Here is a 26,564-nt window from a genome sequence, read left to right on the forward strand (position 1 = left end):
GCTCAGTTTCCGAATGCCTTGGCCGCGTCCGCCTCCAGGGTCGCCTGGGTTCCCGCGATGTTCTTCGGGTTCTTCAGGAAGTCCTGCAGCGCCTTCCACTCGCCCTTGCCGGGCGTGCCGCCGAACGCCTGCGGCGCCTGGTCGGACATGTCGAAGCGGAAGTCGTCGCCGGCCGCGATCAGGGCCTTCGCCATCTCCTGCTGCACCGCGTTCGGATACGCCGACGGGTCGACGTTCTTGTTCGGCGAGAGGTAGCCGCCCAGGCCCGCCTGGATCGTCGCCGCGTCCGGGGAGGCCAGGAAGGTGGCCAGCGCCTGTGCCGCCTTGGAGTCGTCCAGGATCACCGCCGCGTCGCCGCCGGACACCACCGGCGCGGTGTCGCCGACCGCCGGGAACGGGAACACCTTGGCCTGCTCGCCGACCTTCGCGTCCGTCTCCGCGATGTTGACCTGCACGAAGTCGCCCTCGTAGACCATGGCCGCCTTCGGCTGGTCACCTCCGGTGAAGGTCTGCGTGACGGAGGCCGGGAACTCCGTCTGCAGCGCGCCCGCCGCGCCGCCCGCCACGTAGTCCTTCTTGCCCCAGATCTCCGCGAGCTTGGACAGGGCGTCCTTCACGGACGGGTCCGTCCACTTGATCTCGTGCTTGGCGAGCTGGTCGTACTTCTCCGGGCCTGCCTGCGAGAGGTAGACGTTCTCGAACCAGTCGGTGAGCGTCCAGCCGTCCGCGCCGCCGATCGAGAACGGGGTCACGCCCGAGTCGTAGACCGTCTGCGCGGTCGTCAGCAGCTCGTTCCAGGTCTTGGGCTCCTCGGCGCCCGCGTTCTCGAACACCGGCGCGTTGTACCAGATCAGGGACTTGTTGGCGGCCTTGTAGTACACGCCGTACTGCTTGCCGTCGACCTTGCCGAGGTCCTGCCAGCCCTGTGAGTAGTTCTTCTTCAGCTGCTCCTGGGCCTCCGGGCCGACCGGTGTGGCCCAGCCCTTGTCGACGGCCTGCTTGATCGCGCCGACCTGCGGGAGGATCGCGATGTCCGGCGGTGCGCCGCCCGCGATCTTCGAGCCGAGGAAGTTGATGATCGGGTCCTGCGCGGGGACGAAGGTCACCTTCGCGCCGGTTCTCTTCTCGAACTCCGCCAGGACTTTCTTGAAGTTGGCCTGCTCGGGGCCGGTCCATACGGCGGCGACCTCGAGGCTCTCGCCGTCCAGTTTGGGGAGGGTGACGGTGGAGGGGGAGGGGGACTCCTGGGTGTTGCCGACGCCCTCCTGGCCGTCGTCGCTGTCGTTGTCACCGCAGGACGTCAGCGAGAACGCGAGCGCTCCCGCGAGGAGGGCCGTGGCGGCCCTGGCGGTCCTGCGTGTCCGGATCGTGTTGCTCGTGCTGCGCATCACTGCCCCGTTCTTCGTTCCTCGTCGAACGTCCGAACGCTGTCCGTGGGCTCTGGTCTACGCCGGGTCCGGGAGGTCGGCAAGTGCACGCGTCGTGTCAACCAGGTGATCGTGACCGCGTCGTGACGGGGGCGGATGCCTGCGGGTGCCTGCGGGTGCCTGCGGGTGCCTGCGGGTGCCTGCGGCGGCCTGCGCGGCTCCGGTGGGGGTTGCTGTAGCGCACCCGCTGTGTGGGTGGGCCGGGGCCGGGCCGGGGGGTTGTCCGTCCTCGGTCCGGCGATCTGGTCGGCTACGGGGGTCGGACCCTGTTTCCGCCGGCCGCTGCGGGCGGACAACCCCCCGTCCCGTCCCCTCCCCGCCGTCCGCGACTGACCCCATCGCCCACCGTCCGTGGTTCCTTACGACCGTACGCGGCTGACGGTCGCGCCCTTAAGGGGCGCGGGGAACTGCGCGACCAGCCGACGACGGCCGGCAGTCGCGTACGGCGGGGAAGGCACGGTTGGGATGGCGGCACGGTCAGAGCAGGGACGGTACCTCTGGGGCTGCGACCTCGCGTGTGGCGCGTTGGAGGGCGCTGGCGAGGAGGGCCAGGTCGGTGGGGCCGTTGCCGAGCTCGCGGACGGGGCGGCGGGTCGGGGGGTCGCCCATGCGCTCCCAGTCCAGCGGGACGACCGTCGGGCGCAGGGTCGCCGTACGGGGGATGCGACCGGTGACGCGGCCTCCCTGGAACGGCGTTGTGCGGCCGTCCGCGCAGGTCAGGCGGCCTCGGCCGGGGGCGGGTTCGTCCGGGCCGGGGGCGGGGGTTTCCAGCGTGACGCGCAGGGCCGCCCGGCGGGCCGGTTCCGTCTCCGCCGTACGACCGCCGGGGGCCGTCGCCGCGACGAGGTGCACGCCGAGCCGCTCGCCCTCGCGGGCCACCGCCTCCAGGGCCCGCATCACGGACCCGGCGGCGGGGCGGCCGGGGGAGCCCAGGGCGGGGGAGACCAGGGCGTCCAGGTCGTCCACGACGACCACCAGGCGGGGCAGGGGCGGGGGCACGTCCGTGGTGCGGCGGGCCGCGGCGGGGCGGAGCCGGAGGGTGGAGCTGGGCGGGGTGTCGAGGTCGGCTGCGCCGGGTGTCGAGGCGGTGTGGGCGCGTGCGTGGGTCGCCGCCGGTGCGGTGCGCTGGGCGACCAGGCGGCCGGAGAGCTGCTGCCGGGTGTGCCAGGCGGCGAAGTCCTCCTGGCCGAGCAGCTCGGCGCGCCGCTTGAGCTCGGCGCTCAGGGACTGGGCGAAATCGCGCATGCGGACGGGGTCGTTGGCCAGCAAGTGGGTGGTGACGTGCGGGACGTCCGTGCAGACATGCAGCCCGTCGCCGTGGCCGCTGCCCGCGCCCACGGTGTCGCGGCCGTCCATGAGGACGATGCTCAGCCGGTCGGGGCGTTCGGCCGCCGCGAGCGAGGCGACGACCGCCCGCAGCAGCTCGGTACGGCCGCTGCCGGAGGGTCCCTCGACCAGCAGGTGCGGTCCGTCCGCCACCAGGTCGGCCACCACCGGGCCGCGCGGACCGGCGCCGAGGACCGCCGAGGCGCGGCCGCCGGGCGTCGAGGTGTCGTCGGCGGCGTCGGCCCAGCGCGCCATCAGCGACGCCGGGGTGGCCCGGGCCAGGCCCAGCTCGTCCAGCAGCCGCGCGGCCTGCGGCAGCGGGGCGGACACCCGGGGGTGCCGCTCGCCGGAGCCGTCGGTGCGCAGTGGCGCCAGGGCCCGCGCGAACCGCTCGGCCCATGGGGCGGACACCGCGTCCACCCGGCCGACGGTGCCATGGCCGACGGGTGCCCGGTCCCCGCCGGAGCCGGTGCGGGCGACGCGCAGCAGCCGCAGGGCGCCCGCCACGTCGCCGCTGAGCAGCGCGACGGCCCCGCACTCGCGGAACACCGGCGCCGCCGCGCAGGCCGCCTCGTAGGTCTCGGTCACCGGGGAGGCGGGCGAGGCCGCCGTCGTCTCGGCCAGACACAGCACATGGATGCCGGCCCGCGGGCCCTCCGCAGCCAGCCGCGCCACCGCGTCCCGCAGCCCGGTACCGCCGGGGTCGCCGTCCACGACGACCACGGTGTACGGGCCCGGGAAGCCGCTCACCCGGTCGGTGCCGTCGTCGTCCCGCGCCCAGGAGGGGCGGCGGGCCGCTGCGCGCGGGGAGGAGACGGGCTGGGGTATCGGCGTCGGCCGGCTTCCGCGCGACCGTTGGTCGGCGAGGTGGTCCTCCAGGCGGCGCAGGAGTTCCTCGGTGCGGGCGGCGGCCTGTTCGCGGTCGTAGGCGAGGAGCAGGCGGCAGTCCTGGCCGTGACCGGGCCGCAGATGCGGCAGCCAGCCGAGCCAGGCCCACTCGGCGGTGCGCTCCGCCACGGGCCGGGCCCGGTCGGTGCTGATCAGCACCAGGTCCAGGGTGTCCGCGGAGTGCAGCGCCGCGAGCTGGGCCAGCACCGCACGGGCCAGTCCGGCGAGGCGGGGCCGCGGTCCGGCCAGGCCCAGCGCGCCCGCCTCGCGCAGGTCGGCGGTCACCGGCACGGCGGGCAGCAGGCCCGAGCCGTCCGGTGCGGTGCGGTCGGCGGTGCCGAGCCGGACCGTGAGGGCCTCGGGGTGCCCCGGGGTGCGCTCCCACAGGCGGGGGCCGGGGCCCAGCGCGGTCAGCAGCAGGGCAGCGGGGTCGGGCCAGGTCTCGGGCAGCCCGGGTGCGGTGGGCTGCGCGGGGGCGTCGGCGTCCTGGGCGTCGTAGGCCGTGGGGGCCGCCGTCCGGTCCTCGGGCTCGGGCCGGCCGCCGGCCAGTCGTCGGGCCCAGGCGGAGAGTCCGCCCCGGCGTCGTCCGCCCTCGCGGCCGGGGGCCGTCGCCGCGGGGGTGTCCTCCTGTGTGAACCGGCCCACGCCGAACGGGCCGGCGTGGGTGTCGGCCTCCGCCGAGGGGCGGTGCTCGATGAGGGGGGCGCCGCCCTGGCCGGGGACGACCGGGGGCTCGGGCCGGTGGGACGGCGTGGCAGCCACCGCGGGCGTTCCCGGCTCCTCCGGCGTCACCCGGATGTGGCCCTCGCCGTCGGGTGCCGTCGTCAGGCGGGGCATGGGGCCGGACGCCGGGGCGGTCAGCCGCAGGGCCGACTCGCCGATCCGCAGCAGCGCACCGGGCGCGAAACGGACCGGGCGGGTGTCCACGCGCGTGTCGTCGAGGACGGTGCCGTTGGTGGAGCCGAGGTCGGCGACCGTGACACGGCCGTCGGTGCCGAGCGTGACCGCGCAGTGCAGCCGTGACACGTCCGGGTCGTCCAGGGGGACGTCCGCGTCGGCGGAGCGGCCGATGCGCACCTGGCCGCCGTGCAGCAGATGGACCCCTCCCGCGTCCGGGCCGGCCACCACATGCAGCTGGGCAGGGGCGTCGTCCACTTCCGGGTGCGGCTCGGGGCCCGCGGGGGCGCCGACCGACAGCACGGCGCCGTCCACCAGGGGCGGCTCGCCGAGGGTGCAGCGCTGGGTGTCGAGGCGCTCCTCGCCGGCGTAGAGCACCGGGGAGCCGCCGCGCTCGGGCCGGTCGGCGGTGCCGTCCCCCGAGACCGCCGAGGCCAGTGCCGACGCCACCGCGGCCAGGGCCGTCCCCGCGGGCGCCGTGACCAGCACGTCACGGCTCGTGGCCCGGGCGCGCGCCTCGGCGGCGGGGCCCAGCGGGTCTACGACGGTCAGCCGGATCTGCATCGCCGTCAGCGGTCCCTTCTGCGCGCGGGCGCGGACTCCCCCCACCACCACACGAGCACGTCGGCCAGTACTGCACGCATCCTCGCACCTGCCACCGACAACGCGCCCGCCGCCCGGGAAGAAGTGATCTTGATTGGTCGGCTCTGCCCGTAAAAGTGCCTGATCCCGGTCACGCGGACGATCAGTAGAGATCGGTCACGCCCGGCCCGGGCAACCAAAAGGAACGGGGCCGACGTCTTTCCTTCGAACCTCTGGTTCGATCCGCACAGCACTACAGTGGGTCGGAACATCGGGACACTCTTCGGGCAAGCAGCAGGGAGCGCGTGACGTGCGGCCAGTCGGCAGCAAGTACTTCCTCGAGGAGCCGCTCGGCCGCGGCGCCACGGGAACCGTCTGGCGAGCCCGCCAGCGAGAGACGGCCGGTGCCGAGGCGGCCGTGCCCGGCCAGCCCGGCGAGACCGTCGCGATCAAGGTGCTCAAGGAAGAGCTCGCCAGCGACGCGGACATCGTGATGCGCTTCCTGCGCGAGCGCTCGGTCCTGCTCCGGCTCACCCACCCCAACATCGTCCGGGTCCGTGACCTGGTCGTCGAGGGCGAGCTGCTGGCCCTGGTGATGGACCTCGTCGACGGCCCCGACCTGCACCGCTACCTCCGCGAGAACGGCCCCTTCACGCCCGTCGCGGCCTCGCTGCTCACCGCGCAGATCGCCGACGCGCTCGCCGCCAGCCACGCCGACGGAGTGGTCCACCGCGACCTGAAGCCGGCCAACGTCCTGCTCGCGCAAGCCGGCGGCGAGATGCACCCGCTGCTGACCGACTTCGGCATCGCCCGCCTGGCCGACTCGCCGGGCCTGACCCGCACCCACGAGTTCGTCGGCACGCCCGCGTACGTGGCTCCCGAGTCCGCCGAGGGCCGACCGCAGACCTCCGCCGTGGACATCTACGGCGCCGGCATCCTGCTGTACGAGCTGGTCACCGGCCGTCCGCCGTTCTCCGGCAGCTCCGCCCTGGAGGTCCTGCACCAGCACCTCAGCGCCGAGCCGCGCCGTCCCTCCACCGTGCCCGAGCCGCTGTGGACGGTCATAGAGCGCTGTCTGCGCAAGAACCCCGACGACCGCCCCAGCGCGGAGAACCTCGCCCGTGCCCTGCGCGTGGTCGCCGAGGGCATCGGGGTGCACGCGAACTCGGCGCAGATCGCCGCCGCCGAGAACGTCGGCGCGCTGCTCGCGCCCGACCCGGCCCCCGCCGCCGTACCGGGCGCCGCCGATCCCACGCAGGTGCTGCCGCACAGCGGGCAGGGCGGCTACGACCCCAACGGCGCCACCAGCGTGCTGCCGCACACCGGCCCGGCCGGTGCCGCGGACCCCACCGCCGTACTGCCGAACACCGGAGCGGCCGACCCGACCGCGGTCATGCCGCCGGTGCCGCAGGGGCAGCCCGGCGCGCCCGAGGAGCCGCACCCCTGGCAGTCGCAGCTGCGCGCGGCCCGCGACCGCAACGAGCAGACGCAGGTCCAGTACCTCGACCCGAACCAGGACCCGCTGCGCCGCCGCCCCCAGCGGCAGGTCGCCCGGCCGCAGCAGCAGCCGCGCCCGCAGCAGCCTCAGCAGCAGCGCCCGCAGCAGGGACCGCCGCCCGGGTACGGCCATCCGCAGCAGCAGCGCTACCAGACGCCCCAGCCCCCGGCGCCGCAGCCGCAGCGGTACGCCCCCGCGGCGCCCGCCCCGCAGCCGCAGCAGCCCCAGCCGCCGGTGCGCGAGCCCCGGCAGCCGCGGCAGCGCAGCGCCAACCCGGTGCGCATCCCGGGGCTCGGCTGCCTCAAGGGCTGCCTGGTCATGATCGTCGTGCTGTTCGTGGCGGGCTGGCTGATCTGGGAGCTGAGCCCGCTGCAGGACTGGATCGGCACCGGCAAGGGCTACTGGGAGCAGATCAGCGACTGGTTCGGCACGGTCTCGGACTGGATCGGGGAGCTCGGCGGGAACTCCTCGCAGTAGCACCACGGCCCGCTGGTGACGGTGAGTCTGTGGATTTGTCGACACCTGGCGGGTGATTTATGCCTCGGCGGTGAAGGTTGGCTCGCCGGACGCGTACTTTTAACGACAACACGCGTCTGTAGGAGCAGTCTTGGCACGGAAGATCGGCAGCCGGTACACCGCCAACCAGATCCTGGGGCGGGGCAGCGCCGGCACGGTGTGGCTGGGCGAGGGCCCCGACGGGCCCGTCGCCGTCAAGCTGCTGCGCGAGGACCTCGCGTCGGACCAGGAGCTCGTCGGGCGCTTCGTGCAGGAGCGCACCGCCCTGCTCGGCCTGGAACACCCGCACATCGTCTCCGTACGCGACCTCGTGGTCGACGGCAACGACCTCGCGCTCGTCATGGACCTGGTCCGCGGCACCGATCTGCGCACCCGCCTGGAGCGGGAGCGGCGGCTCGCCCCCGAGGCGGCCGTCGCGATCGTCGCGGACGTCGCCGAGGGGCTCGCCGCGGCGCACGCGGCCGGGGTCGTGCACCGGGACGTCAAGCCGGAGAACGTGCTCCTGGACATGCAGGGCCCGCTCGGGCCCGGCGGGGCGCACCCCGCCCTGCTGACCGACTTCGGCGTCGCCAAGCTCATCGACTCACCGCGCCGGACCCGCGCCACGAAGATCATCGGCACGCCGGACTATCTCGCGCCGGAGATCGTCGAGGGGCTGCCGCCGCGCGCGGCCGTCGACATCTACGCGCTCGCGACCGTGCTGTACGAGCTGCTGGCGGGGTTCACGCCGTTCGGCGGGGGGCATCCGGGCGCGGTGCTGCGGCGGCATGTGACCGAGACGGTCGTGCCGCTGCCCGGCATCCCGGAGGAGCTGTGGCAGCTGCTCGTCCAGTGCCTGGCCAAGGCACCGGCCTCCCGGCTGCGCGCCTCCGAGCTCGCGGCACGGCTGCGCGAGCAGCTGCCGACCCTGACGGGGATGCCGCCGCTGGACGTGGACGAGCCGGACAGCGAGCCCGAGGAGGAGGCCGCGGGCGGCGTGGCCGGGCGGGGCGAGGTGCCTGCGGCGCGGGAGCGGAAGGGGGCCGTGTCGCTGGTCCCGGGCGCGAAGCCCGACTCCAACCGCGACACGCATACGTCGATGAGGGTGCCCGCGCCCGACGAGCTGGCCGGCGGCGCCCGAGGTACGGCCCGTGCGCCGCGGGCCTCCGGCGCGCCCCGGCCGGGTTCCGCCCGGCACCGGGCCTCCGCCCGCAGGCGGCGTATCACCCTGGGGGCGGCCGCGGTGGCCCTGGTCGCCGCTGTGGGGGTCGGCACATGGGCGGCCACCTCGGGTGACGACCCGGGCACCCCCTCCGACGACCGCGGCTCCTCGTCCCCGGCGTCCCCCTGAGCCCCGGGGCTCCGCCCCGGACCCCGGCCTTTGCCCACCCACCGCCCGTTACGAGCCCGCCAAGAGGTGAAGCCAGGCCGTCCGTCCCCCGGCCTCGTCCCCCTGTGAACCGTGCTCACCGCCTGTGAACCCCACTCACGGACCTCGCCGCCCGGCGGAGCCGTTACGCTGGGAGCGTGGCAGTCGTCGATGTATCCGAAGAGCTCAAGTCCCTCTCCTCGACCATGGAGTCGATCGAGGCCGTTCTGGACCTCGACAAGCTGAGGGCAGACATCGCCGTGCTCGAGGAGCAGGCGGCCGCGCCGTCCCTGTGGGACAACCCGGACGAGGCGCAGAAGATCACCAGCAAGCTGTCCCACCTCCAGGCGGAGGTGAGGAAGGCCGAGGCCCTGCGCTCGCGGATCGACGATCTCTCCGTGCTGTTCGAGATGGCCGAGGAGGAGGACGACCCGGACACCCGTGCCGAGGCCGAGTCCGAGCTCGCGGCCGTCAAGAAGGCGCTGGACGAGATGGAGGTCCGCACGCTGCTGAGCGGTGAGTACGACGCCCGTGAGGCGCTCGTGAACATCCGTGCCGAGGCGGGCGGCGTCGACGCCGCCGACTTCGCCGAGCAGCTCCAGCGCATGTACCTGCGCTGGGCGGAGCGCCACGGCTACAAGACCGAGCTCATCGAGACGTCGTACGCCGAAGAGGCCGGCATCAAGTCGACCACCTTCTCCGTGCAGGTGCCGTACGCCTACGGCACGCTCTCCGTCGAGCAGGGCACCCACCGCCTCGTGCGGATCTCGCCCTTCGACAACCAGGGACGCCGCCAGACCTCCTTCGCGGGCGTCGAGGTGCTGCCGGTCGTCGAGCAGACCGACCACATCGACATCGACGAGTCCAATCTGCGCATCGACGTCTACCGGTCCTCCGGACCCGGTGGCCAGGGCGTCAACACGACCGACTCCGCGGTCCGCATCACGCACCTGCCCACCGGCATCGTCGTCTCCTGCCAGAACGAGCGCTCGCAGATCCAGAACAAGGCCACGGCCATGAACGTTCTGCAGGCGAAGCTGCTCGAGCGGCAGCGCCAGGAGGAGCGGGCCAAGATGGACGCCCTCAAGGACGGCGGCAGCTCCTGGGGCAACCAGATGCGTTCGTACGTCCTGCACCCGTACCAGATGGTCAAGGACCTGCGCACGGAGTTCGAGGTCGGCAACCCGCAGGCCGTGCTCGACGGTGAGATCGACGGCTTCCTGGAGGCCGGCATTCGCTGGCGCAAGCAGCAGGAGAAGTAACTTTGTCGATTTGACAGTTTGATGATCGACTCGCCAACCGCCCTCGTTTTCGAGGGCGGTTGGCGTTTGTCCGGGTTTCGCAGGACGCTCACAGGGGCGAATTCCGGCATCACGCACCGGAATTGGGCAATGCGTACGCAACGGCCTTGACGTTGCTTTGAAAAATGGGAAGGGTGAAGCGTGGCATGCGTATTCCTGGGACGCATGTGAACCGGGGGGCTTCGCTTCGATCCGACTACCTCCGTTGATCACCGTCCCGAGCGCCGCCTCATCGACGATCAGCTACTGGGGGTAGCAGCCTGATGACCAACAAGACGCGGATCCGAGTCGCGCGCATAGCGGCCGGTGCCGTGATCGCCGCCGGTGCCTCGCTGACCGCCGCGGGAGCCGCTTCCGCCGCCGAGTCCGACGAGTGCGTCCTCGGCATCCTGTGCGCCGACGAGTCCCCGAGCCCCGACCCGGAGCCGGACCCGACCAACACCGGTCTGCCGACCGACATCCCCACGGACCTTCCGACGGACCTGCCGCCGGAGCCCACGGAGGAGCCGACGGAGCCGACCGAGGAGCCGGAGCCCACCACCGAGGAGCCCAGCGAGGACCCGAACCCGACCGAGGACCCCTCGGAGGACCCGAACACCGGTAACGGCAACGGCAACGGCAACGGGAACGGCCAGGGCGACGGCAACGGCAACTCCGGCAACAACACCGACCCGGACGGTGGCTCCGGCGACTCGGCGCAGGGCGAGGGCTCCTCGTCCCTGACCGACACGGGCACGGACACCGGTACGGGCACCGGCACCGGCGCGGGCTCCGACACCACCGCCCAGGGCGGCGGCCAGGAGCTCGCCGAGACGGGTGCCGCCCAGACCACCTTCCTGGTGATCGGCGCCGCCACGATGATCGCCGGCGGCATCGGCTTCCGCATCCTGCCGCGACTGGTCGGCGGCCGGGGCGGTGCGGCTGCCTGACGGCGGCCGGCGCCTCTCACGCCAGTTCCAAGGGCCTGGAGCCTCGCGCTCCGGGCCCTTCGGCGTCACACGGTCTGGTGGGCTGCCAGCAGCGCCACAGCGGCGATCAGGATGGCCAGCAGCGCGATGAGCGCCATGGGGTTCAGACCGGCGAAGAAGTTCTCCTGCTGCAGTCGCTCTCTGTTCGCACGGCACACCGGACAGCGACCCTCCGCCACAGGGGCGGCACAGTTCGCGCACACCAACCGGTCGTACGTCATGCGCTCGCCCTCCTCATGCCGGGTCCTTACCTCAAGAACGCGCCCGGGGGTGAGAACGTTCCCCCTCCACTGTGCCAGGTTCTTGCGGTGCGCAAAAACGAACAAGGTACACACAACCGCTCCCGGAGCCTGCGGTTGCGCACCCGGTTCGCGTATGGTCACGCACATCTACCCCCGGCGACCCGTGGTGCACCCGTGATCCGATTCGACAACGTCTCCAAGGTCTACCCCAAGCAGAGCCACCCCGCACTCAGGGATGTGTCCCTGGAAGTGGAGAAGGGCGAATTCGTCTTTCTCGTGGGGTCCTCCGGCTCCGGCAAGTCCACGTTCCTGCGGCTGGTCCTGCGCGAGGAGCGGGCCAGCCACGGGCAGGTGCACGTACTGGGCAAGGACCTCGCGCGCCTCTCCAACTGGAAGGTGCCGCACATGCGCCGCCAGCTGGGGACCGTGTTCCAGGACTTCCGGCTGCTGCCGAACAAGACGGTGGCGGAGAACGTCGCCTTCGCGCAGGAGGTCATCGGCAAGTCCCGGGGTGAGATCCGCAAGTCCGTGCCGCAGGTGCTGGAACTCGTGGGCCTCGGCGGCAAGGAGGACCGGATGCCGGGCGAACTGTCCGGCGGTGAGCAGCAGCGCGTGGCCATCGCGCGGGCGTTCGTGAACCGGCCCAAGCTGCTGATCGCGGACGAGCCCACCGGCAACCTCGACCCGCAGACCTCCGTCGGCATCATGAAGCTGCTCGACCGGATCAACCGGACCGGCACGACCGTGGTGATGGCGACGCACGACCAGAACATCGTGGACCAGATGCGCAAGCGCGTCATCGAACTGGAGAAGGGCCGCCTCGTGCGCGACCAGGCACGTGGCGTCTACGGCTACCAGCACTGACGACCGACTGCTCCACGGAAAGGCTTGACCAGACGCCATGCGCGCCCAGTTCGTACTGTCGGAGATCGGTGTGGGTCTCCGCCGCAACCTGACGATGACCTTCGCCGTCGTCGTGTCCGTCGCCCTGTCCCTGGCGCTGTTCGGCTGCACGCTGCTGATGAGCGATCAGGTCAACACCATGAAGGGCTACTGGTACGACAAGGTCAACGTCTCGATCTTCCTCTGCAACAAGAGCGACGCCGAGTCCGACCCCAACTGCGCCAAGGGCGCGGTGACCGAGGATCAGAAGAAGGAGATCCTCGCGAGCCTCGACAAGATGAACGTCGTCGAGAAGGTGACGTACGAGTCGCAGGACGAGGCGTACAAGCACTACAAGGAGCAGTTCGGCGACTCCCCGCTGGCCAGCTCCCTGACGCCGGACCAGATGCAGGAGTCGTACCGCATCAAGCTCGAGGACCCGGAGAAGTACCAGGTCGTCGCGACGGCCTTCAACGGGCGTGACGGCGTGCAGTCCGTGCAGGACCAGAAGGGCATCCTGGACAACCTCTTCGAGCTGCTCAACGGCATGAAGTGGGCGGCGCGGGCGGTCATGGCGCTGATGCTGGTGGTGGCGCTGATGCTGATCGTCAACACCGTGCGCGTCTCGGCGTTCAGCCGTCGGCGGGAGACCGGGATCATGCGCCTGGTCGGCGCCTCCGGCTTCTACATCCAGGCGCCGTTCATCGCGGAGGCGGCCGTCGCCGGACTCATCGGCGGCAGCGTGGCCTGCGCCTTCCTGGTGGCCACGCGCTACTTCATCATCGACCACGGCCTCGCCCTGTCCGAGAAGCTCAATCTGATCAACTTCATCGGCTGGGACGCCGTCCTCGGCACCCTCCCGCTGATCCTGGTGACCAGCCTGCTGATGCCCGCGCTGGCCGCGTTCTTCGCGCTGCGCAAGTACTTGAAGGTGTGACGCACGCCCCGAGGGCCGTACGGTCAACCGACCGTACGGCCCTTGCCGTTGTCCTAGACTCACCGCCATGTCAGGTCGTGACCTGTTCTGTCAGCCCCGCCGTGTCGGCCGCGGGGCTGCCCTGACATTGGTGTTCGCGGGGGTGCTGGCCGCCGGTGCGGCGACCGGGGCACTGCCCGGTGAGGAGCGCAGACCCGAGCCGGAGGTGAGCCGGACCGCCGCCGCGTCGCTCAGCCGGCACGAGGTGGCCGAGGCCGCGGCCGAGGCGATGGCCGACGGCAAGTCCCCGGAGGAGGCCGCCGAGCGCGCGGTCAGCCGCAGCGGGGACCGGTGGGGGGCCGTGTACTCGGAGGGCGAGTACGAGGAGTTCACCGAGGCCCTGGACGGGCGCTACACCGGCGTCGGGCTGTGGGCCCGGCGCGAGCGGGACGGGCGGATCGAGGTGGCCCGGGTGCGCTCGGGCTCACCGGCCGACGGGGCCGGCATCCGCGAGGGCGACCGGCTGCGCAGCGTCGACGGCCGCACGGTCGACGGGCGCCCGGTCACCGAGGTCGTCTCCCTGCTGCGCGGCGACGCCACCGAAGCGGCCGTCGGTACGACGGTCAGGCTCGGCCTGGAGCGCGGCACACGCGCGTGGAGCGTCACCCTGCGCCGCGCGAGCCTGTCCACGGAGCCGGTGACCGTACGGGGGCTGCCCGGCGGGGTCACCGTGATCAAGGTCGCCGCGTTCACCAAGGGCTCGGGCGAGCGGGTGCGGGGCGCCGTACGACAGGCCCGTCCCGGCGGGATCATCCTCGACCTGCGCGGCAACTCCGGAGGCCTGGTCACCGAGGCCGTCAGCGCCGCCTCGGCCTTCCTCGACGGGGGCCTGGTCGCCACCTACGACGTCGAGGGCGAGCAGCGCGCCCTGCACGCCAAGCCCGGCGGCGACACCGAGAAACCCCTGGTCACGCTGGTCGACGGGGGCACCATGAGCGCGGCCGAGCTGGTCACGGGCGCCCTGCAGGACCGCGGCCGGGCGGTCGTCGTGGGCGCCCGCACCTTTGGCAAGGGCTCGGTGCAGATGCCGAGCCGGCTGCCCGACGGCTCGGTCGCCGAGCTGACCGTCGGCCACTACCGCACCCCGGCGGGCCGGGGCGTCGACGGCCGGGGCATCACCCCCGACCTGGAGGCGGACGGGGAGGCCCTCAAGCGGGCCGAGACGGTGCTGAGCGGACTGGGCAAGCAGTAAACGGCTTCCCGTCGGACCCCTGTGTAGTGCGAAAATGGACGGCACTATGAGCAAGGGAATGTACGTACCCAAGGAGTCCCAGCCGAAGCAGGGCGGGACGGCCGCCAAGGCCAAGGACGGCGAGAAGGGCGGCAAGCGCAAGATCGTCGCCCAGAACAAGAAGGCGCGGCACGACTACGCGATCATCGACACCTACGAGGCCGGCATCGTGCTGACCGGCACCGAGGTGAAGTCGCTGCGTCAGGGCCGTGCCTCGCTGGTCGACGGGTTCGTCCAGATCGACCGGGGCGAGGCGTGGCTGCACAACGCCCATATCCCCGAGTACAGCCAGGGCAGCTGGACCAACCACTCCGCGCGCCGCAAGCGCAAGCTGCTGCTGCACCGCGAGGAGATCGACAAGCTGGAGGTCAAGGCGGGGGAGACGGGTCACACCATCGTGCCGCTCGCCGTGTACTTCAAGGACGGCCGCGCGAAGGCCGAGATCGCTCTCGCGCGAGGCAAGAAGGAGTACGACAAGCGCCAGACCCTGCGCGAGCAGCAGGACCGCCGGGAGTCGGACCGGGCGATCGCGGCGGCGAAGCGCAGGCAGCGGGGCGCGTAGCCCCGCCGGGAATACGCTGGCACCGGCGTGCGTTGGTCACGTACGATGGCAGCAGCACCGGCCGGTGACCGGTGTGCAGATTGAAAAATCAACATGGGGATGATCGGTTTCGACAGCGGCTGTCGAAGCAGGGGAAGCGTGTCGAGGAAGCGGCCATGATCTCGTAAACCACAGGCCGAAACAAATAATCGCCAACACCAAGCGCGATTCCTTCGCCCTCGCTGCCTGATCAGCGACTTGCGAAGTGTCAGCCCGGGGCTGTTCCCGACCCGGATCCTGGCATCAGCTAGGGAACTAAACCTTGATCCCGGTCACGGGGTGAAGAGGGAAATCTAACAGTGACTGAGCCCGTTCCGGACTTGTCTGGGTGATCCGGAGGGCTGAGAAACTCGTACCAGACTGCACACGGAGAAGCCCTGATTCCGCACCGTTGGACGCGGGTTCGATTCCCGCCATCTCCACCAGCCCCTTCGGGGGTACACCCCATGTGGGCACAGGCCCCGTCGCTTCCGAGCGGCGGGGCCTGTGTCATGCGGTGATCCCGTGTGATGGGGTGGGCGGATGCCGATACGTCTTCGTGCCGTTCCCGCCGCACTCGCCGGTGTCCTGCTGCTCGCCGCGTGCGGCTCCGAGCAGGCCTCGCCGCAGAGCACCACAGGCCCGGCGACCTGCGGCCCGTCCACGGGTCCGAGCCTCGCTCCCGACCCGTCGCCCGAGGACGGCGTGAAGGTCGTCGCACTGGACACCTGCGGGTCCGAGGCCTCCGCCGAGATCGAGGTGACGAACCAGAGCTCCGAGGCCGCCGCCTTCACCGTCACCCTGGGGTTCGTCTCGGAGCTGGGAGGCGACACCGTGGAGCACGTCGTCCCGTCCGTCGGCCCGGGCAGGACCGTCCGGAGCGCCGTCGATCTGGGGGCGTGGTCCCAGGTGTCCGAGCTCAAGATCCTCAAGGTGCGCAGCGTGCCCGCCGCCGAGGAGCCCTCCGCGTCGGGGCCGTGCCCGGCCTCCGGGGTGCATGTGTACGCCGACCAGGGCGACGCCGCCATGGGGCTGCGCGTGGTCGGGCTGCATCTCGTCAACTGCGGCAGCACGCCGTACGAGCTGAACGGCTACCCCGAGGTCGAGCTCCTCGACGAGGCGCATGACCCCATTGAGGGCGTACGCATCCTGAAGGGGACCGAGCAGATCAGCACCGGTCTCGGCGGCGAGGGCGGCCCTCGGCCCGTCGTCCTCGAGCCCGGTGAGGCCGCGGCGGCCACGCTGGCCTGGCGCAACACCACCCAGTTCGGGGAGGCGGTGAACGTGCCCTACGTCCGGCTGGTGCCCAAGTCCGGTGCGCGGCCGGTCATCGTGACGCCGGAGCTCGACCTCGGCACGACCGGGCGGCTCGGCGTCGGGGCATGGCGGAAGGACGAGAGCGGCGTCCAGAGTTCCGGCCGCCCATAGCCGGAGGGCCCCTTGTGGGGTCCCACTCCATATCGGCCGTTGGTTCACGGTTCTACGTTCCCTCCCCATGACACAGACCAGAGCCGCAAGCTTCCTCGCCGTCCTGACGGCCCTTCTCGCCGTCCTGATCTCCCCGGCGCCCGCGTCCGCCGCCTCCCTCCAGGAGGTCACCGGCTTCGGGACCAACCCCGGGGCCCTGAAGATGTACCGGTACGTCCCCGACGGGCTGCCCGCGGGCCGGCCCGTCGTCGTCGCGCTGCACGGCTGTACGCAGAACGCGTCCGGGTACGGGACCGGCAGCGGCTGGCTGCAACTGGCCGACCGCTGGGGGTTCTCCGTCGTCCTGCCGCAGCAGCAGGCCGCCAACAACTCCTCGACCTGCTTCAACTGGTTCCAGACCGGCGACATCCAGCGCGGCCAGGGCGAGGCCGCGTCCGTCGCGCAGATGGTCGACCGGCAGCTCGCCGACACCGGCGGCGACGCCTCCCGGGTCTATGTGACCGGGCTGTCCGCCGGAGGCGGGATGACGGCCGTGATGATGGCGGCGTACCCGGAGAAGTTCGCGGCCGGAGGGGTCGTCGCCGGGCTGCCCTACGGGTGCGCGCAGGCCGCCGGGTCGCCGTACGTGTGCATGTACGTCGGGGCCACGCAGACCCCGAAGCAGTGGGGCGACCGGGTGCGGGCGGCGCAGCCCGGATACACCGGGCCCTGGCCGGTGCTGAGCGTCTTCCAGGGCAGCGCCGACTACACCGTCAAGCCGGTCAACATGACCGACCTGATGCGGCAGTGGACCGATGTGCACGGCGCCGACCAGACCGCGGACGTCTCCGACACCGTCGCCGGCTACCCGCACCAGGTGTTCCGGGACCCGGCCGGGCGGCCGGTCGTCGAGACGTACAGCCTCACCGGGATGGGGCACGGGCAGCCCGTCGATCCGGGCAGCGGCAGCGAGCAGTGCGGGACCGCCGGGGCGTATCTGCTCGACGTGAATCTGTGCGCGGCCTCTCGTATGGGTCGCGCGTGGGGTCTGTCGTAGGTCCCCGTCATCCGGGATGCTCCTGAGGCATGAGCAGACCCGGCATCAACCTTCCCAAGAGACTGTGGACTTGGCCCGTGACGCTGGTGCTCGCCGCCGCCGTCCTCGGGCCCGGGGCACCGGCCGGTGCGGACGCCGACCGCACCGGCCTGCCCGAGGCCATCGACACCGTCCTCGGCGACCCGCGCATGGAGGGCGGCATCGCGAGCGTCGTCGTCGCCGACGCGGCGAGCGGTGACGTGCTGTACAGCCATCTGCCCACCACCCGCCTGATGCCCGCCTCCAACACCAAACTCGCCACCTCCGCCGCCGCGATGGAGATCCTCGGCCCGGAGCACCGGTTCACCACCGACGTGCTCACCGGCGGGCGCCGCGTGGGCTCCACCCTCGTCGGCGACCTGTATCTGCGCGGCACCGGCGACCCCACGCTGCTGGCCGCCGACTACGACCGGCTCGCCGCCGATGTCGCCGCCACGGGCGTCACCCGGGTCGAGGGACGGCTCCTCGCCGACGACACCCGCTTCGACGACCAGCGCCTGGGCCGCTCCTGGGCCGCCGACGACGAGTCGTCGTACTACTCCGCACAGATCAGCGCGCTGAGCCTGGCCCCGGACACCGACTACGACACCGGCACGGTCATCGTCACCGTCACCCCGGGGGCGAAGGCCGGCGACGAACCCGCCGTCACGGTCACGCCCGACACCGACTACGTCGACGTACGGGTCGACGCCACCACGGTCGCGGCGGGCGGGGCGAACGACCTCACCGTCGAGCGCGAGCACGGCGGCAACACCCTCCACGTCACCGGCACCACACCCGTCGGCGGCTCCGGCGCCAAGGAGTGGGTGACCGTGTGGGAGCCCACCGGCTACGCCGCAGCCGTCTTCCGGGACGCGCTCGCCGCGCACGGCGTACGGGTCACCGGGCCGACCCGCCTGGGACGGCAGACCCCGGCCGGCGCACGGCAGTTGGCGTCCCACGCGTCCATGCCGCTGAAGGACCTGCTGATCCCGTTCATGAAGCTGTCCAACAACATGCACGCCGAGGCCCTCACCAAGGCCATGGGGTACAAGGTGTCCGGGCAGGGCACCTGGCCGGCCGGGCTCGCCGCGGTCTCCGGCTACCTCAAGGGCGTCGGCGTCGACACCGCCCGCGTCCGCCAGGTCGACGGCTCGGGCCTGTCCCGCATGGACAACTTCCCCGCGGCCCAGCTCACCCGGCTGCTGCTCGCCGTACGCGCCGAGCCCTGGTACGCCGACTGGTACCGCTCCCTGCCCGTCGCCTGCGACCCCGCCCGGTTCGTGGGCGGCACCCTGCGCACCCGGATGTGCAACACGCCCGCCGCACGCAACGCCCGCGCCAAGACCGGCTCGCTGACCGGGGCTTCGGCGCTGTCCGGGTACGTCACCGACGCGGACGGGCGTGAACTGGTCTACAGCATCGTGCTGAACAACTACCAGGCCTCGTCGGTGAAGCCGCTGGAGGACGCCATCGTCGTCACCCTGGCCCGCTCCACCGCCGATGAGGCCGCGACGCTCGCGACCGTCCGGAGCACCGCCCCGGGCAGCGGCCCGGACAGTGGCCTGGAGTGCGCCTGGGCCAAGCCCGCCCGCTGCTGAACCTCACGGCGTGCGGGGCGCCGTGGACGCCCGTACCGTCAGCCGGGGCCGCAGCGAGGTGGCCCCCGGTACGGGCGTCCCGGCGAGCTTCCCGACCAGCAGTTCCACCGCGCGGGTGCCGAGCTCGGCGGTCGGCAGCGCGACGGACGTGACCGGCACCCGCACGGACTCGGCGAGGTCGTCCGGGCAGATCGCGGTGACGGACAGATCGCCCGGCACCCGCAGTCCGAGCTGCTCGAACGCGTCGACCAGCGGCTCCAGGACGGCCTCGTTGTGCACCACCACGCCGGTCAGCGCGGGCTGGGTGCGCAGCAGTTGTTCGGCGACCCGGCGGGCGGCGGCGGGCGCCACCTCGCAGGGGTGCACCCGCGAGGACATCCCGGCCCGGTCGGCGGCCGCGGTGAAGCCCTGCACCACCCGCTGGGCGAACGCCGTCCGGCGCACATAAACCTCCGGCGGCGACCCGACCAGCGCCACCACCCGGTGCCCGAGCCGCGCCAGATGGTCCACACAGGCCTCGGCGGCCGCCCGGAAGTCCAGGTCGACGCAGGTCAGCCCGGCCGGCTCGGCGGGGAACCCGATCAGCACCGAGGGCCGGTCCAGGGAGCGCAGCAGCGGCAGCCGGGGGTCGTCGAGCTGGACGTCCATCACGATCAGCGCGTCCACCAGCGCGGTGTCGGCGACCCGGCGCAGCCCGTCGTCGCCCTCCTCCTGGGTCAGCAGCAGCACGTCATGGTCGTACCGCCGTGCCGTGGTCACCACCGACACCGCGAACTGCATGACGACCGGCACATGGATGCCCGCCCGCAGCGGCACCACCAGCGCCAGCACGTTCGCCTTGCTGCTGGCCAGCGCGCGGGCGCCGGCGTGCGGGCGGTAGCCCAGCTCGCGGACGGCCTCCTCGACGCGCCGCCGGGTCTCCTCGGAGATCGGGCGCTTGCCGCTCAGGGCGTAGGAGACGGTGCTGGGGGAGACCCCGGCGCGTCGCGCCACATCGGTGATCTTGACCATCAGTCCAGCTCCAGCAGCAGGAACCCGGTCCCGGCCGGCGCCCGCACGATCCGCTCCCCGGCCGCCAACGCCCAGGGCGCGGCCGGATCGCCGCACGAGGCCCGCAGAGCGGTCCCTTCCCGTACGACGGTGAAGTGCGTGTCCCCGACCCGGACCGCCACCTGGGCGCCGCGCTCCAGGCCGTACGCGCGCAGGGTGACGCCTTCGGCGTGCGGGTAGTCGGGCCGGTCGTCGACCGCGCCCACCGGGATCACCGCGCCCGGTCTGACGAGCAGCGGCACGCTGGTGAAGCCGTGCCGCTCCCGCACCCAGCGCGGCCCGGTGACCGTCTCGCCGGTCGTGAAATGCGTCCACGTGCCCTCGGGCACGTAGTACGACACCTCGCCCGAGTCGCTGAAGACCGGCGCGACCAGCAGGTCGGGGCCGAGCATGTACTGCCGCTCCAGATGCGTGCAGGCGGGGTCGTCCGGGAACTCCAGGACCATCGCCCGCATCACCGGCACGCCCTCGGTGTGCGCGACGCGGGCGGCCTCGTACAGATAGGGCATCAGCCGCAGCTTCTGCCGGGTGAAGTGCCGCAGCACGTCCACCGACTCCTCGTCGAACAGCCACGGCACCCGGTAGGAGGAGCTGCCGTGCAGCCGGCTGTGCGAGGACAGCAGGCCGAAGGCGATCCACCGCTTGAACAGGGCGGGTGTGGGCGTGCCCTCGAAGCCGCCGATGTCATGGCTCCAGAACCCGAACCCGGTCAGACCGAGCGAGATTCCACCGCGCAGCGACTCCGCCATCGACTCGTAGGTCGCCTCGCAGTCGCCGCCCCAGTGCACCGGGAACCGCTGGCTGCCCACGGTCGCCGAGCGGGCGAACAGCACGGCCTCGCCCTCGCCGCGGTGCCGGCGCAGCACGTCGAAGACGGTCCGGTTGTACAGATAGGTGTAGTAGTTGTGCATCCGCTCCGGGTCGGAGCCGTCCGACCAGACCACGTCGACCGGCACCCGCTCGCCGAAGTCGGTCTTGAAGCAGTCCACGCCCTGCGCGAGCAGCGCCTCCAGCTTGGACGCGTACCAGTCGCGGGCGGCCGGGCTGGTGAAGTCGACCAGCGCCATCCCCGGCTGCCACAGGTCCCACTGCCACACGCTGCCGTCCGGCCGCTTCAGCAGATGCCCGAGCGCCTTGCCCTCGGCGAACAGCGGGGAGCGCTGCGCGATGTACGGGTTGATCCATACGCTGACCCGCAGATCCTTCTCGTGCAGCCGGGCCAGCATCCCTTCCGGGTCGGGGAACACCCGGGTGTCCCACCGGAAGTCGCACCAGTTCAGCTCGCGCATCCAGAAGCAGTCGAAGTGGAACACCGACAGCGGCAGTTCGCGCTCCCGCATGCCCTCGATGAACGAGGTGACGGTCTTCTCGTCGTACGACGTCGTGAACGAGGTCGACAGCCACAGGCCGAAGGACCAGTCGGGCGGCAGGGCCGGGCGGCCGGTGAGGGCGGTGTAGCGGCGCAGGATCTCCTTCGGGGTGGGCCCGTGGATGACGTAGTACGTCAACTGCTGTGCCTCGACGCTGAACTGGACGCGGGAGACGGTCTCCGAGCCGACCTCGAAGGACACCTTGCCGGGATGGTCGACGAAGACGCCGTAGCCGGCGTCGGTGAGGTAGAAGGGGGCGTTCTTGTAGGCCTGTTCGGTGGACGTGCCGCCGTCGGCGTTCCAGATGTCGACGACCTGGCCGTTCTTGACGAGCGGTCCGAAGCGTTCGCCGAGGCCGTACACGCAGGTGCCGACGGTGAGGTCCAGCTGCTCGCGCAGATAGTGGGCGTCGGTTCCGTCCCGCATGATGCCCATGCCCTTGGGGCCGCTGGAGGTGAGGGTGCGGCCGCCCGCGAGGAAGTCGACCTGCCAAGGGCCTGTACGGGAGACCCGGACGGAGAGGGCGCCGGAGGTGAGGGTGGCGTGCTCGTCGTCGTACTCGGTGTGCGCGGCGCACTTCTCCTCGGCGAGGGCGAACGCGGGGCCGGCCGGCCGCTCGCCGTCGAAGTGGGTGAGGGTGACGCCGATGACGTCCGGCATCGGGGTGTGCACGCTGATCGTCACGACCGGTCCCTTCAGCAGGTCGCCGCGGTGGCGGACGGGCTGGGTCGGCGCGTGGATCTCCAGCCGGCCGTCCTCGGCGGTGACGTCGAGGACCTCGGCCGGATGGGCGGCGGTGACGCCCTCGCGCAGCAGCCAGTGACCATCGGTGAACTTCACGTGGGGGTGTCCTTACTTCACGGCTCCCACGGCGATGCCGCGGGTGAGCGTCCGCTGGAAGACGAGGAAGAAGACGAGGGCGGGCAGCACGCCGAGCAGGGCGGCCGCGTTGGTCATCGTGGCGTCCATCAGCCGCTGGCCCTGGAGCACGCCGAGGGCCACGGACACGGTCTGGTTGTCGTTGGAGATCAGCATCACCAGGGGGAGCAGGAACTCGTTCCAGGTCCAGACGAAGAAGAAGACCATCAGCACCCCGAGCGTGGGCCGGCTGACCGGGACGACGACCCGCCACAGGATCTGCCACTTGGACGCCCCGTCGATCCGGGCAGCCTCGATCACCTCACGCGGGAACTGGCCAAGGACCGAGGAGAGCAGATAGGTACCGAACGCCGTCTGCAGCACCGTGAACACGATGATCACGCTCAGCCTGGTGTCGTACAGGCCGAGTTCCTTGCTCAGGTAGTAGACCGGGTAGACCAGCGCCTCCTGCGGCAGCGTGTTGGCCAGCACGAAGAACGCCAGCACCCAGGTGCGGCCCTTGATCCGGCCTATGCCGATCGCGTACGCGTTCAGCACCGACAGGCCCACGGCGAGCACGGCCACGGACCCGCTGATGAGGAGGGAGTTGAGGAGCTTGCGCGGGTAGTCCACCCGTTCCCAGAAGTTCTCCAGGCCGTCCAGATGGATGCCCTCGGGGAGGCTGAGCGGGCCGCTCTGCGCGTACTCCGCGGGCGACTTGACCGCGTTCATCACCACGATCAGGAACGGCACGACCATGAAGAGCGCGGCGAGGCACAGCGCGATCAGCACCGGGTAGCGGCGCAAGGCCCTGGTCATGACTCCTCCGCGCGGGTCTGGAGCCTCAGCCCGACCAGCGAGAGCGCGAGGATGATCACGGTGAGCGCGGTGGAGATCGCGGCGCCGTAGCCGACCTGCGTCTTCTCGAAGAACGTGGTGAAGGAGAAGTAGGAGGGCACGTTCGTGGCCCCGCCGGGCCCGCCCTTGGTCAGCACGTACACCGCGCCGAACACCTTCAGCGCCGCGATCGTGCACCAGGTCAGCACGACGTAGATCTCCCCGCGGATCTGCGCCAGCGTGATGTGCCCGAAGCGGCGCCACCAGCCCGCCCCGTCCAGCTCGGCCGCCTCGTACAACTGCGGGTCCACCCGCTGGAGTCCCGCCATGAACACCACCAGCGGGAAGCCGAGCTGCACCCACACCATCACGCCCATGACGCTGTACAGGGCGAGGTCCGGGTCGCCGAGCCAGTCCTGCTGCCAGGAGGAGAGCCCCACGGCCTTCAGCAGTTCGTTGAGCGAGCCGTTCTCCGGCGCGAGGATCCAGCTCCAGACGATGCCCGCGACCGCGATCGGCAGCACCTGCGGAAGGTAGAAGCAGGCGCGCAGGACGGTGACCGTACGGGTGCCGAAGTGCTTGCCGACGTAGTCGAACAGGGCGGCGGCCAGCACGAGTCCGAGGGCCGTCGGTACGGCGGCCATCGCCAGGACCATGAACAGGCTGTGCCGGAACGACGCCCAGAACTCGCTGTCGTCCAGCAGCTCCCGGTAGTTGGCGAGGCCCGACCACCGCGGGGTGCCCACGCCCTGCCAGTCGGTGAAGCCGACGTAGGTGTTCATCGCGACCGGCAGCACGACGACCGCGAGGAAGGCGAGGGCGCCGGGCAGCAGGAACAGGGCGTAGGAGTGGCGCAGTCGGCTTGTCCCGCCTGTCGTGCTCGTCATCGCTTCGGCGCGCCCTTGTCGTACGCCTCCTGGAGGGCGTCCAGGTAGGCGTCCGGTTCGGTGCTGCCGGTGAGCAGCTTCTGGGTCTCGGAGACGAGGACGTCGTAGAAGCCGGGGACCGGCCAGTCGGGGTAGAAGGCGAGGCCGTCCCGGGCGGTGAGGGTGTTGAAGTCGGCGATGAGCTTCTTCGACTTGGGGTCGGTGACGGCGCTCGCGTCGGCCGCGACCGGGACGCCGCCCTTGTTGCCGAGGAGGTTCTGGATCTTCTTCGACAGGGTGATGTCGATGAAGTCGTAGGCCAGTTCCTTGTTCTCGGCGCTCTGGGGGACGACCCACAGATTGCCGCCGGAGCCGAGGGTGAGGTCCGAGCCGGGCCACAGGAAGGTGCCCCAGTCGAAGGTGGCCTCGTCCTGGAAGCGGCCGTACCACCAGCTGCCGGAGAACAGGATGGGCGTCTTGCCCTGGAGGAAGGAGACGCCCGCCTCCTCGGCCTTGGTGCCGCTGGACGTCCCGGCGAGGTAGCCCTTGTCGACCCAGTCGGCGAAGGTCTGCGCGGCGTACGTCCAGGCCGGGTCGTGGAAGTCGGTCTCGCCCCGGTACAGCTCGTAGGCGTCGACCCACGAGCGGTCCGCCTTCGACAGGGCCAGCTGGTAGAGGTACTGCTGGGCGAGGTACTCGGCGCCGGCGTTGGCCAGCGGGGTGATGTCGTGCTCGGCGAAGGTGTCCATCGCCGCGGTCAGTTCGTCGAACGTCCTCGGCTCGGGGATGTCGTGCTCGGCGAACAGGTCCTTGTTGTAGAAGACCATCGTGTACTCGGCGTAGTTCGGCACGCCGTACCACTTGCCGGAGCCCATCACGCCGTTCGCGTCGTACAGGCTGGTCGTGCGCACCCCGGGGCCGAGCTTGTCGTCCCAGCCGCGTTCGGTGGCCTCCGGGGTGAGGTCGGTGAGCAGGCCCTGGCGGGAGAGCAGGCCGGCCGTGGCGTTGCCCTTGTTGTACTCCATCAGGTCGGGCGCGTCGGAGGAGTTGAGGACCATCGGGGCGGTCTTCTGGATCTGCTCGAACGCCTTCTCCTCGTACGTGACCCGCACGCCGGGGTGCGTGGCCTCGAACTCCTTGATCGCCTCGGCCCAGGCGATGCCCATCGCGCTGTTGGGGGCCTCGTAGTGCCAGAGGCGGAGGGTGCTGCTGCCGGCGCCGCCGTCGCCGTCGTCCGCGCCGCCGCAGGCGGCCAGCAGCAGGGCTCCCGCGAGGATCACCGCGCCTGCCGCCGCCGTACGCCTTCTTGCCGTCAACATCCTGTGCCTCCAGGGGAGGGGAGCCGGATGGTGCATCGGGTCTTGATGTGTCGAAGCGATTCGATAGGGGGCGTCGAAGCGCTTCGACGGAGGAAGGTATGTGGGGGCGGGGTGGGCGTCAATGGGTCGGACGGGAGCGGTTGTTGCGGAGGTACGTGTCAGCGGCGGGGCGTGGGGGTGAGGCGGCGGGTCGTGACGAGGATGATCAGCAGGGCCGCCGCGGCCGCGGTGACCGGGATGCCGTAGCCGGCGGTCTCCGAGAGGTGCTCGGCCGTCCAGCCGCCCAGCGCGCTGCCGCCGGAGATGCCCGCGAGGAGGCCGGTGACGGCGAGGGTCATGCCTTCGTTGAGGCGGCCCTCGGGGGTGCGCTCCTGGATCAGGCTCATGCCCGTGATCATCGTCGGGGCGGTCGCCATCCCGGCCACGAGCAGCGCGGCGGCCAGGACGAGGAGCGATCCGGTGAGCTGTGCGGCGAGCAGAGGAAGGGTCATCAGGGCCGTCATCGCGGCGATGGACCAGGGGTAGCGGCGGGCGGCCGGCCCGCCCGGCTTGAGCGCCCCGTAGACCAGCCCCGCGATGCAGGACCCGGTCGCCTGGAGGCCGAGTACGACACCCGCTGCCGAACGGTGTCCCTGTGCGTCCGCGAACGCGATGGTGACGACCTCCATGGCCCCGAAGACGACGCCCATGGCCAGGCAGGCGAGCAGCAGCGGCGGCATGCCCGGGGCGCGCAGGGGCGAGCTGCCGGACGCGGCCGGCGGTGAGGGCGGCGGCTCCGTCGAGCGCTGCGCGAGGAACGCCGCCATGCCGGTCAGCAGCAGCGCCCCGCCGACGAGCGTGCCCGCCTCCGGGAAGAGGGTCCCGCACAGGAACGCGGCGAGTACCGGGCCCAGCATGAAGCACAGCTCGTCGGCGGCCTGTTCGAAGGAGTTCGCGGTGTGCAGGGCGTCGGGGTCGCCCTTGAGCAGATGGTTCCAGCGGGCCCGGGACAGGCCGCCGATGTTCGGGCAGGTCGCGGTGGCGGCGTACGCGCCGAACAGGGTCCAGTCCGGGGCGCCGTACCGCACGCACAGCAGCAGCGCGAGCCCGCCGAGCACCGCGAGGAGCGTGGCGGGGGCGGCGATCCGGGCCTGGCCGTGCCGGTCGATCAGCCGCGCGGTCCACGGGGCGACCAGCGCGGTCGCGGCGAGGCCGGTCGCGGTGACGGCCCCGGCGAGGGCGTACGAGCCGCGGGCGTCGGCGATCATCATCACCGCGCTCACGCCGAACATGCCCATGGGGAGGCGGGCGATCAGATTCCCGATCGTGAAGATGCGAGTGCCGGGGCGGGAGAGGAGACGGCGGTAGGGGCCGGGTGGGCGTGCGGGGTGCTCGCGGGGGTGTTCTCGGGGGCGGAAGTCGGCGGCTATGAGGGTGTCGGCGGTGACGGCGAGGTGAAGGCGAGGGCTGTCGTGGCGGGCGCGGCGGGGGCTGTTCTGGAGCGTATGCGGCATGGTGATCAGCCTCGCGCCGAGCCGAT

The 26,564-nt window shown here is 71.8% G+C and carries 20 protein-coding genes and 1 other RNA gene; 12 read left to right on the forward strand and 9 right to left on the reverse strand.

The genetic code is table 11. The features are described 5' to 3' along the window. Nucleotides 1-2: 2 nt before the first annotated feature. Together RKD23_RS23070 and RKD23_RS23075 are read right to left on the reverse strand one after the other, a co-directional pair. Nucleotides 3-1,388, reverse strand: a complete 1,386-nt coding sequence (locus RKD23_RS23070) for an ABC transporter substrate-binding protein (protein WP_424855391.1) — start codon at nucleotides 1,386-1,388, stop codon at nucleotides 3-5. 516 nt (nucleotides 1,389-1,904) lie between these two features. Further along, nucleotides 1,905-5,102 carry an FHA domain-containing protein gene (locus tag RKD23_RS23075; protein ID WP_424858315.1) on the reverse strand — a complete coding sequence of 1,066 codons (3,198 nt, stop codon included), beginning with the start codon at nucleotides 5,100-5,102 and terminating at the stop codon, nucleotides 1,905-1,907. Nucleotides 5,103-5,430: 328 nt separating this feature from the next. Between RKD23_RS23075 and RKD23_RS23080 the strand changes: the two genes are divergently transcribed. The 4 genes from RKD23_RS23080 (at nucleotide 5,431) to RKD23_RS23095 (ending at nucleotide 10,712) form a co-directional block, all read left to right on the forward strand. Beyond that, on the forward strand, nucleotides 5,431-7,095 hold the full coding sequence (locus RKD23_RS23080; protein ID WP_424855392.1) for a serine/threonine-protein kinase: 1,665 nt from the start codon (nucleotides 5,431-5,433) through the stop codon (nucleotides 7,093-7,095). A 130-nt stretch (nucleotides 7,096-7,225) separates the two neighbouring features. Continuing rightward, nucleotides 7,226-8,464, forward strand: coding sequence for a serine/threonine-protein kinase (locus tag RKD23_RS23085; RefSeq protein WP_424855393.1), 1,239 nt, complete (start codon nucleotides 7,226-7,228; stop codon nucleotides 8,462-8,464). A gap of 176 nt (nucleotides 8,465-8,640) precedes the next feature. Beyond that, complete coding sequence (prfB, locus tag RKD23_RS23090; RefSeq protein ID WP_424855394.1) at nucleotides 8,641-9,744, forward strand: peptide chain release factor 2; 1,104 nt, start codon at nucleotides 8,641-8,643, stop codon at nucleotides 9,742-9,744. A 302-nt stretch (nucleotides 9,745-10,046) separates the two neighbouring features. Next, nucleotides 10,047-10,712 carry a hypothetical protein gene (locus tag RKD23_RS23095; RefSeq protein ID WP_424855395.1) on the forward strand — a complete coding sequence of 222 codons (666 nt, stop codon included), beginning with the start codon at nucleotides 10,047-10,049 and terminating at the stop codon, nucleotides 10,710-10,712. Between the two features lie 65 nt (nucleotides 10,713-10,777). Here RKD23_RS23095 and RKD23_RS23100 read toward each other — a convergent pair whose 3' ends face one another. Continuing rightward, complete coding sequence (locus RKD23_RS23100; protein WP_404047263.1) at nucleotides 10,778-10,972, reverse strand: hypothetical protein; 195 nt, start codon at nucleotides 10,970-10,972, stop codon at nucleotides 10,778-10,780. A 195-nt stretch (nucleotides 10,973-11,167) separates the two neighbouring features. Between RKD23_RS23100 and ftsE the strand changes: the two genes are divergently transcribed. From ftsE to dacB, 8 genes are all read left to right on the forward strand, one after another. After that, nucleotides 11,168-11,857, forward strand: a complete 690-nt coding sequence (gene ftsE, locus RKD23_RS23105) for a cell division ATP-binding protein FtsE (RefSeq protein ID WP_399642071.1) — start codon at nucleotides 11,168-11,170, stop codon at nucleotides 11,855-11,857. Nucleotides 11,858-11,894: 37 nt separating this feature from the next. Further along, entirely contained in the window at nucleotides 11,895-12,812 is a 918-nt protein-coding gene (gene ftsX / locus RKD23_RS23110) for a permease-like cell division protein FtsX (protein ID WP_424855396.1), read from the forward strand. A 67-nt stretch (nucleotides 12,813-12,879) separates the two neighbouring features. After that, nucleotides 12,880-14,043, forward strand: a complete 1,164-nt coding sequence (locus tag RKD23_RS23115; RefSeq protein WP_424855397.1) for a S41 family peptidase — start codon at nucleotides 12,880-12,882, stop codon at nucleotides 14,041-14,043. A 58-nt stretch (nucleotides 14,044-14,101) separates the two neighbouring features. Beyond that, on the forward strand, nucleotides 14,102-14,644 hold the full coding sequence (gene smpB / locus RKD23_RS23120) for an SsrA-binding protein SmpB (RefSeq protein WP_404047375.1): 543 nt from the start codon (nucleotides 14,102-14,104) through the stop codon (nucleotides 14,642-14,644). 95 nt (nucleotides 14,645-14,739) lie between these two features. Further along, nucleotides 14,740-15,108: a transfer-messenger RNA gene (gene ssrA / locus RKD23_RS23125) on the forward strand. A 97-nt stretch (nucleotides 15,109-15,205) separates the two neighbouring features. Then, nucleotides 15,206-16,090, forward strand: a complete 885-nt coding sequence (locus tag RKD23_RS23130) for a DUF4232 domain-containing protein (RefSeq protein ID WP_424855398.1) — start codon at nucleotides 15,206-15,208, stop codon at nucleotides 16,088-16,090. Between the two features lie 67 nt (nucleotides 16,091-16,157). After that, on the forward strand, nucleotides 16,158-17,126 hold the full coding sequence (locus tag RKD23_RS23135) for an alpha/beta hydrolase family esterase (RefSeq protein WP_424855399.1): 969 nt from the start codon (nucleotides 16,158-16,160) through the stop codon (nucleotides 17,124-17,126). Nucleotides 17,127-17,155: 29 nt separating this feature from the next. After that, nucleotides 17,156-18,745 (forward strand): D-alanyl-D-alanine carboxypeptidase/D-alanyl-D-alanine endopeptidase, encoded by a 1,590-nt coding sequence (gene dacB / locus RKD23_RS23140; protein ID WP_424855400.1) that lies wholly within the window; start codon nucleotides 17,156-17,158, stop codon nucleotides 18,743-18,745. Between the two features lie 3 nt (nucleotides 18,746-18,748). Here the strand turns inward: dacB and RKD23_RS23145 are convergent, their stop codons facing one another. The 6 genes from RKD23_RS23145 to RKD23_RS23170 all read right to left on the reverse strand — a co-directional run bounded on the left by RKD23_RS23145 (nucleotide 18,749) and on the right by RKD23_RS23170 (nucleotide 26,538). Then, on the reverse strand, nucleotides 18,749-19,756 hold the full coding sequence (locus RKD23_RS23145) for a LacI family DNA-binding transcriptional regulator (protein ID WP_424855401.1): 1,008 nt from the start codon (nucleotides 19,754-19,756) through the stop codon (nucleotides 18,749-18,751). Then, nucleotides 19,756-22,005, reverse strand: a complete 2,250-nt coding sequence (gene yicI / locus RKD23_RS23150; protein WP_424855402.1) for an alpha-xylosidase — start codon at nucleotides 22,003-22,005, stop codon at nucleotides 19,756-19,758. Before yicI ends, RKD23_RS23145 begins: the two co-directional genes overlap by 1 nt. Nucleotides 22,006-22,017: 12 nt before the next feature. Continuing rightward, complete coding sequence (locus RKD23_RS23155) at nucleotides 22,018-22,842, reverse strand: carbohydrate ABC transporter permease (protein ID WP_424855403.1); 825 nt, start codon at nucleotides 22,840-22,842, stop codon at nucleotides 22,018-22,020. Further along, a complete protein-coding gene (locus tag RKD23_RS23160) occupies nucleotides 22,839-23,747 on the reverse strand; it encodes a carbohydrate ABC transporter permease (RefSeq protein WP_424855404.1) in 909 nt (302 codons plus the stop codon). Before RKD23_RS23160 ends, RKD23_RS23155 begins: the two co-directional genes overlap by 4 nt. Next, nucleotides 23,744-25,045, reverse strand: coding sequence for an ABC transporter substrate-binding protein (locus RKD23_RS23165; RefSeq protein WP_424855405.1), 1,302 nt, complete (start codon nucleotides 25,043-25,045; stop codon nucleotides 23,744-23,746). The genes RKD23_RS23160 and RKD23_RS23165 overlap by 4 nt, the downstream gene beginning before the upstream one ends. Nucleotides 25,046-25,203: 158 nt before the next feature. Next, nucleotides 25,204-26,538, reverse strand: coding sequence for an MFS transporter (locus tag RKD23_RS23170; RefSeq protein ID WP_424855406.1), 1,335 nt, complete (start codon nucleotides 26,536-26,538; stop codon nucleotides 25,204-25,206). Nucleotides 26,539-26,564: the final 26 nt, after the last annotated feature.

This window comes from Streptomyces sp. SAI-170, from assembly GCF_049739565.1.
Classification (GTDB): Bacteria; Actinomycetota; Actinomycetes; order Streptomycetales; family Streptomycetaceae; genus Streptomyces.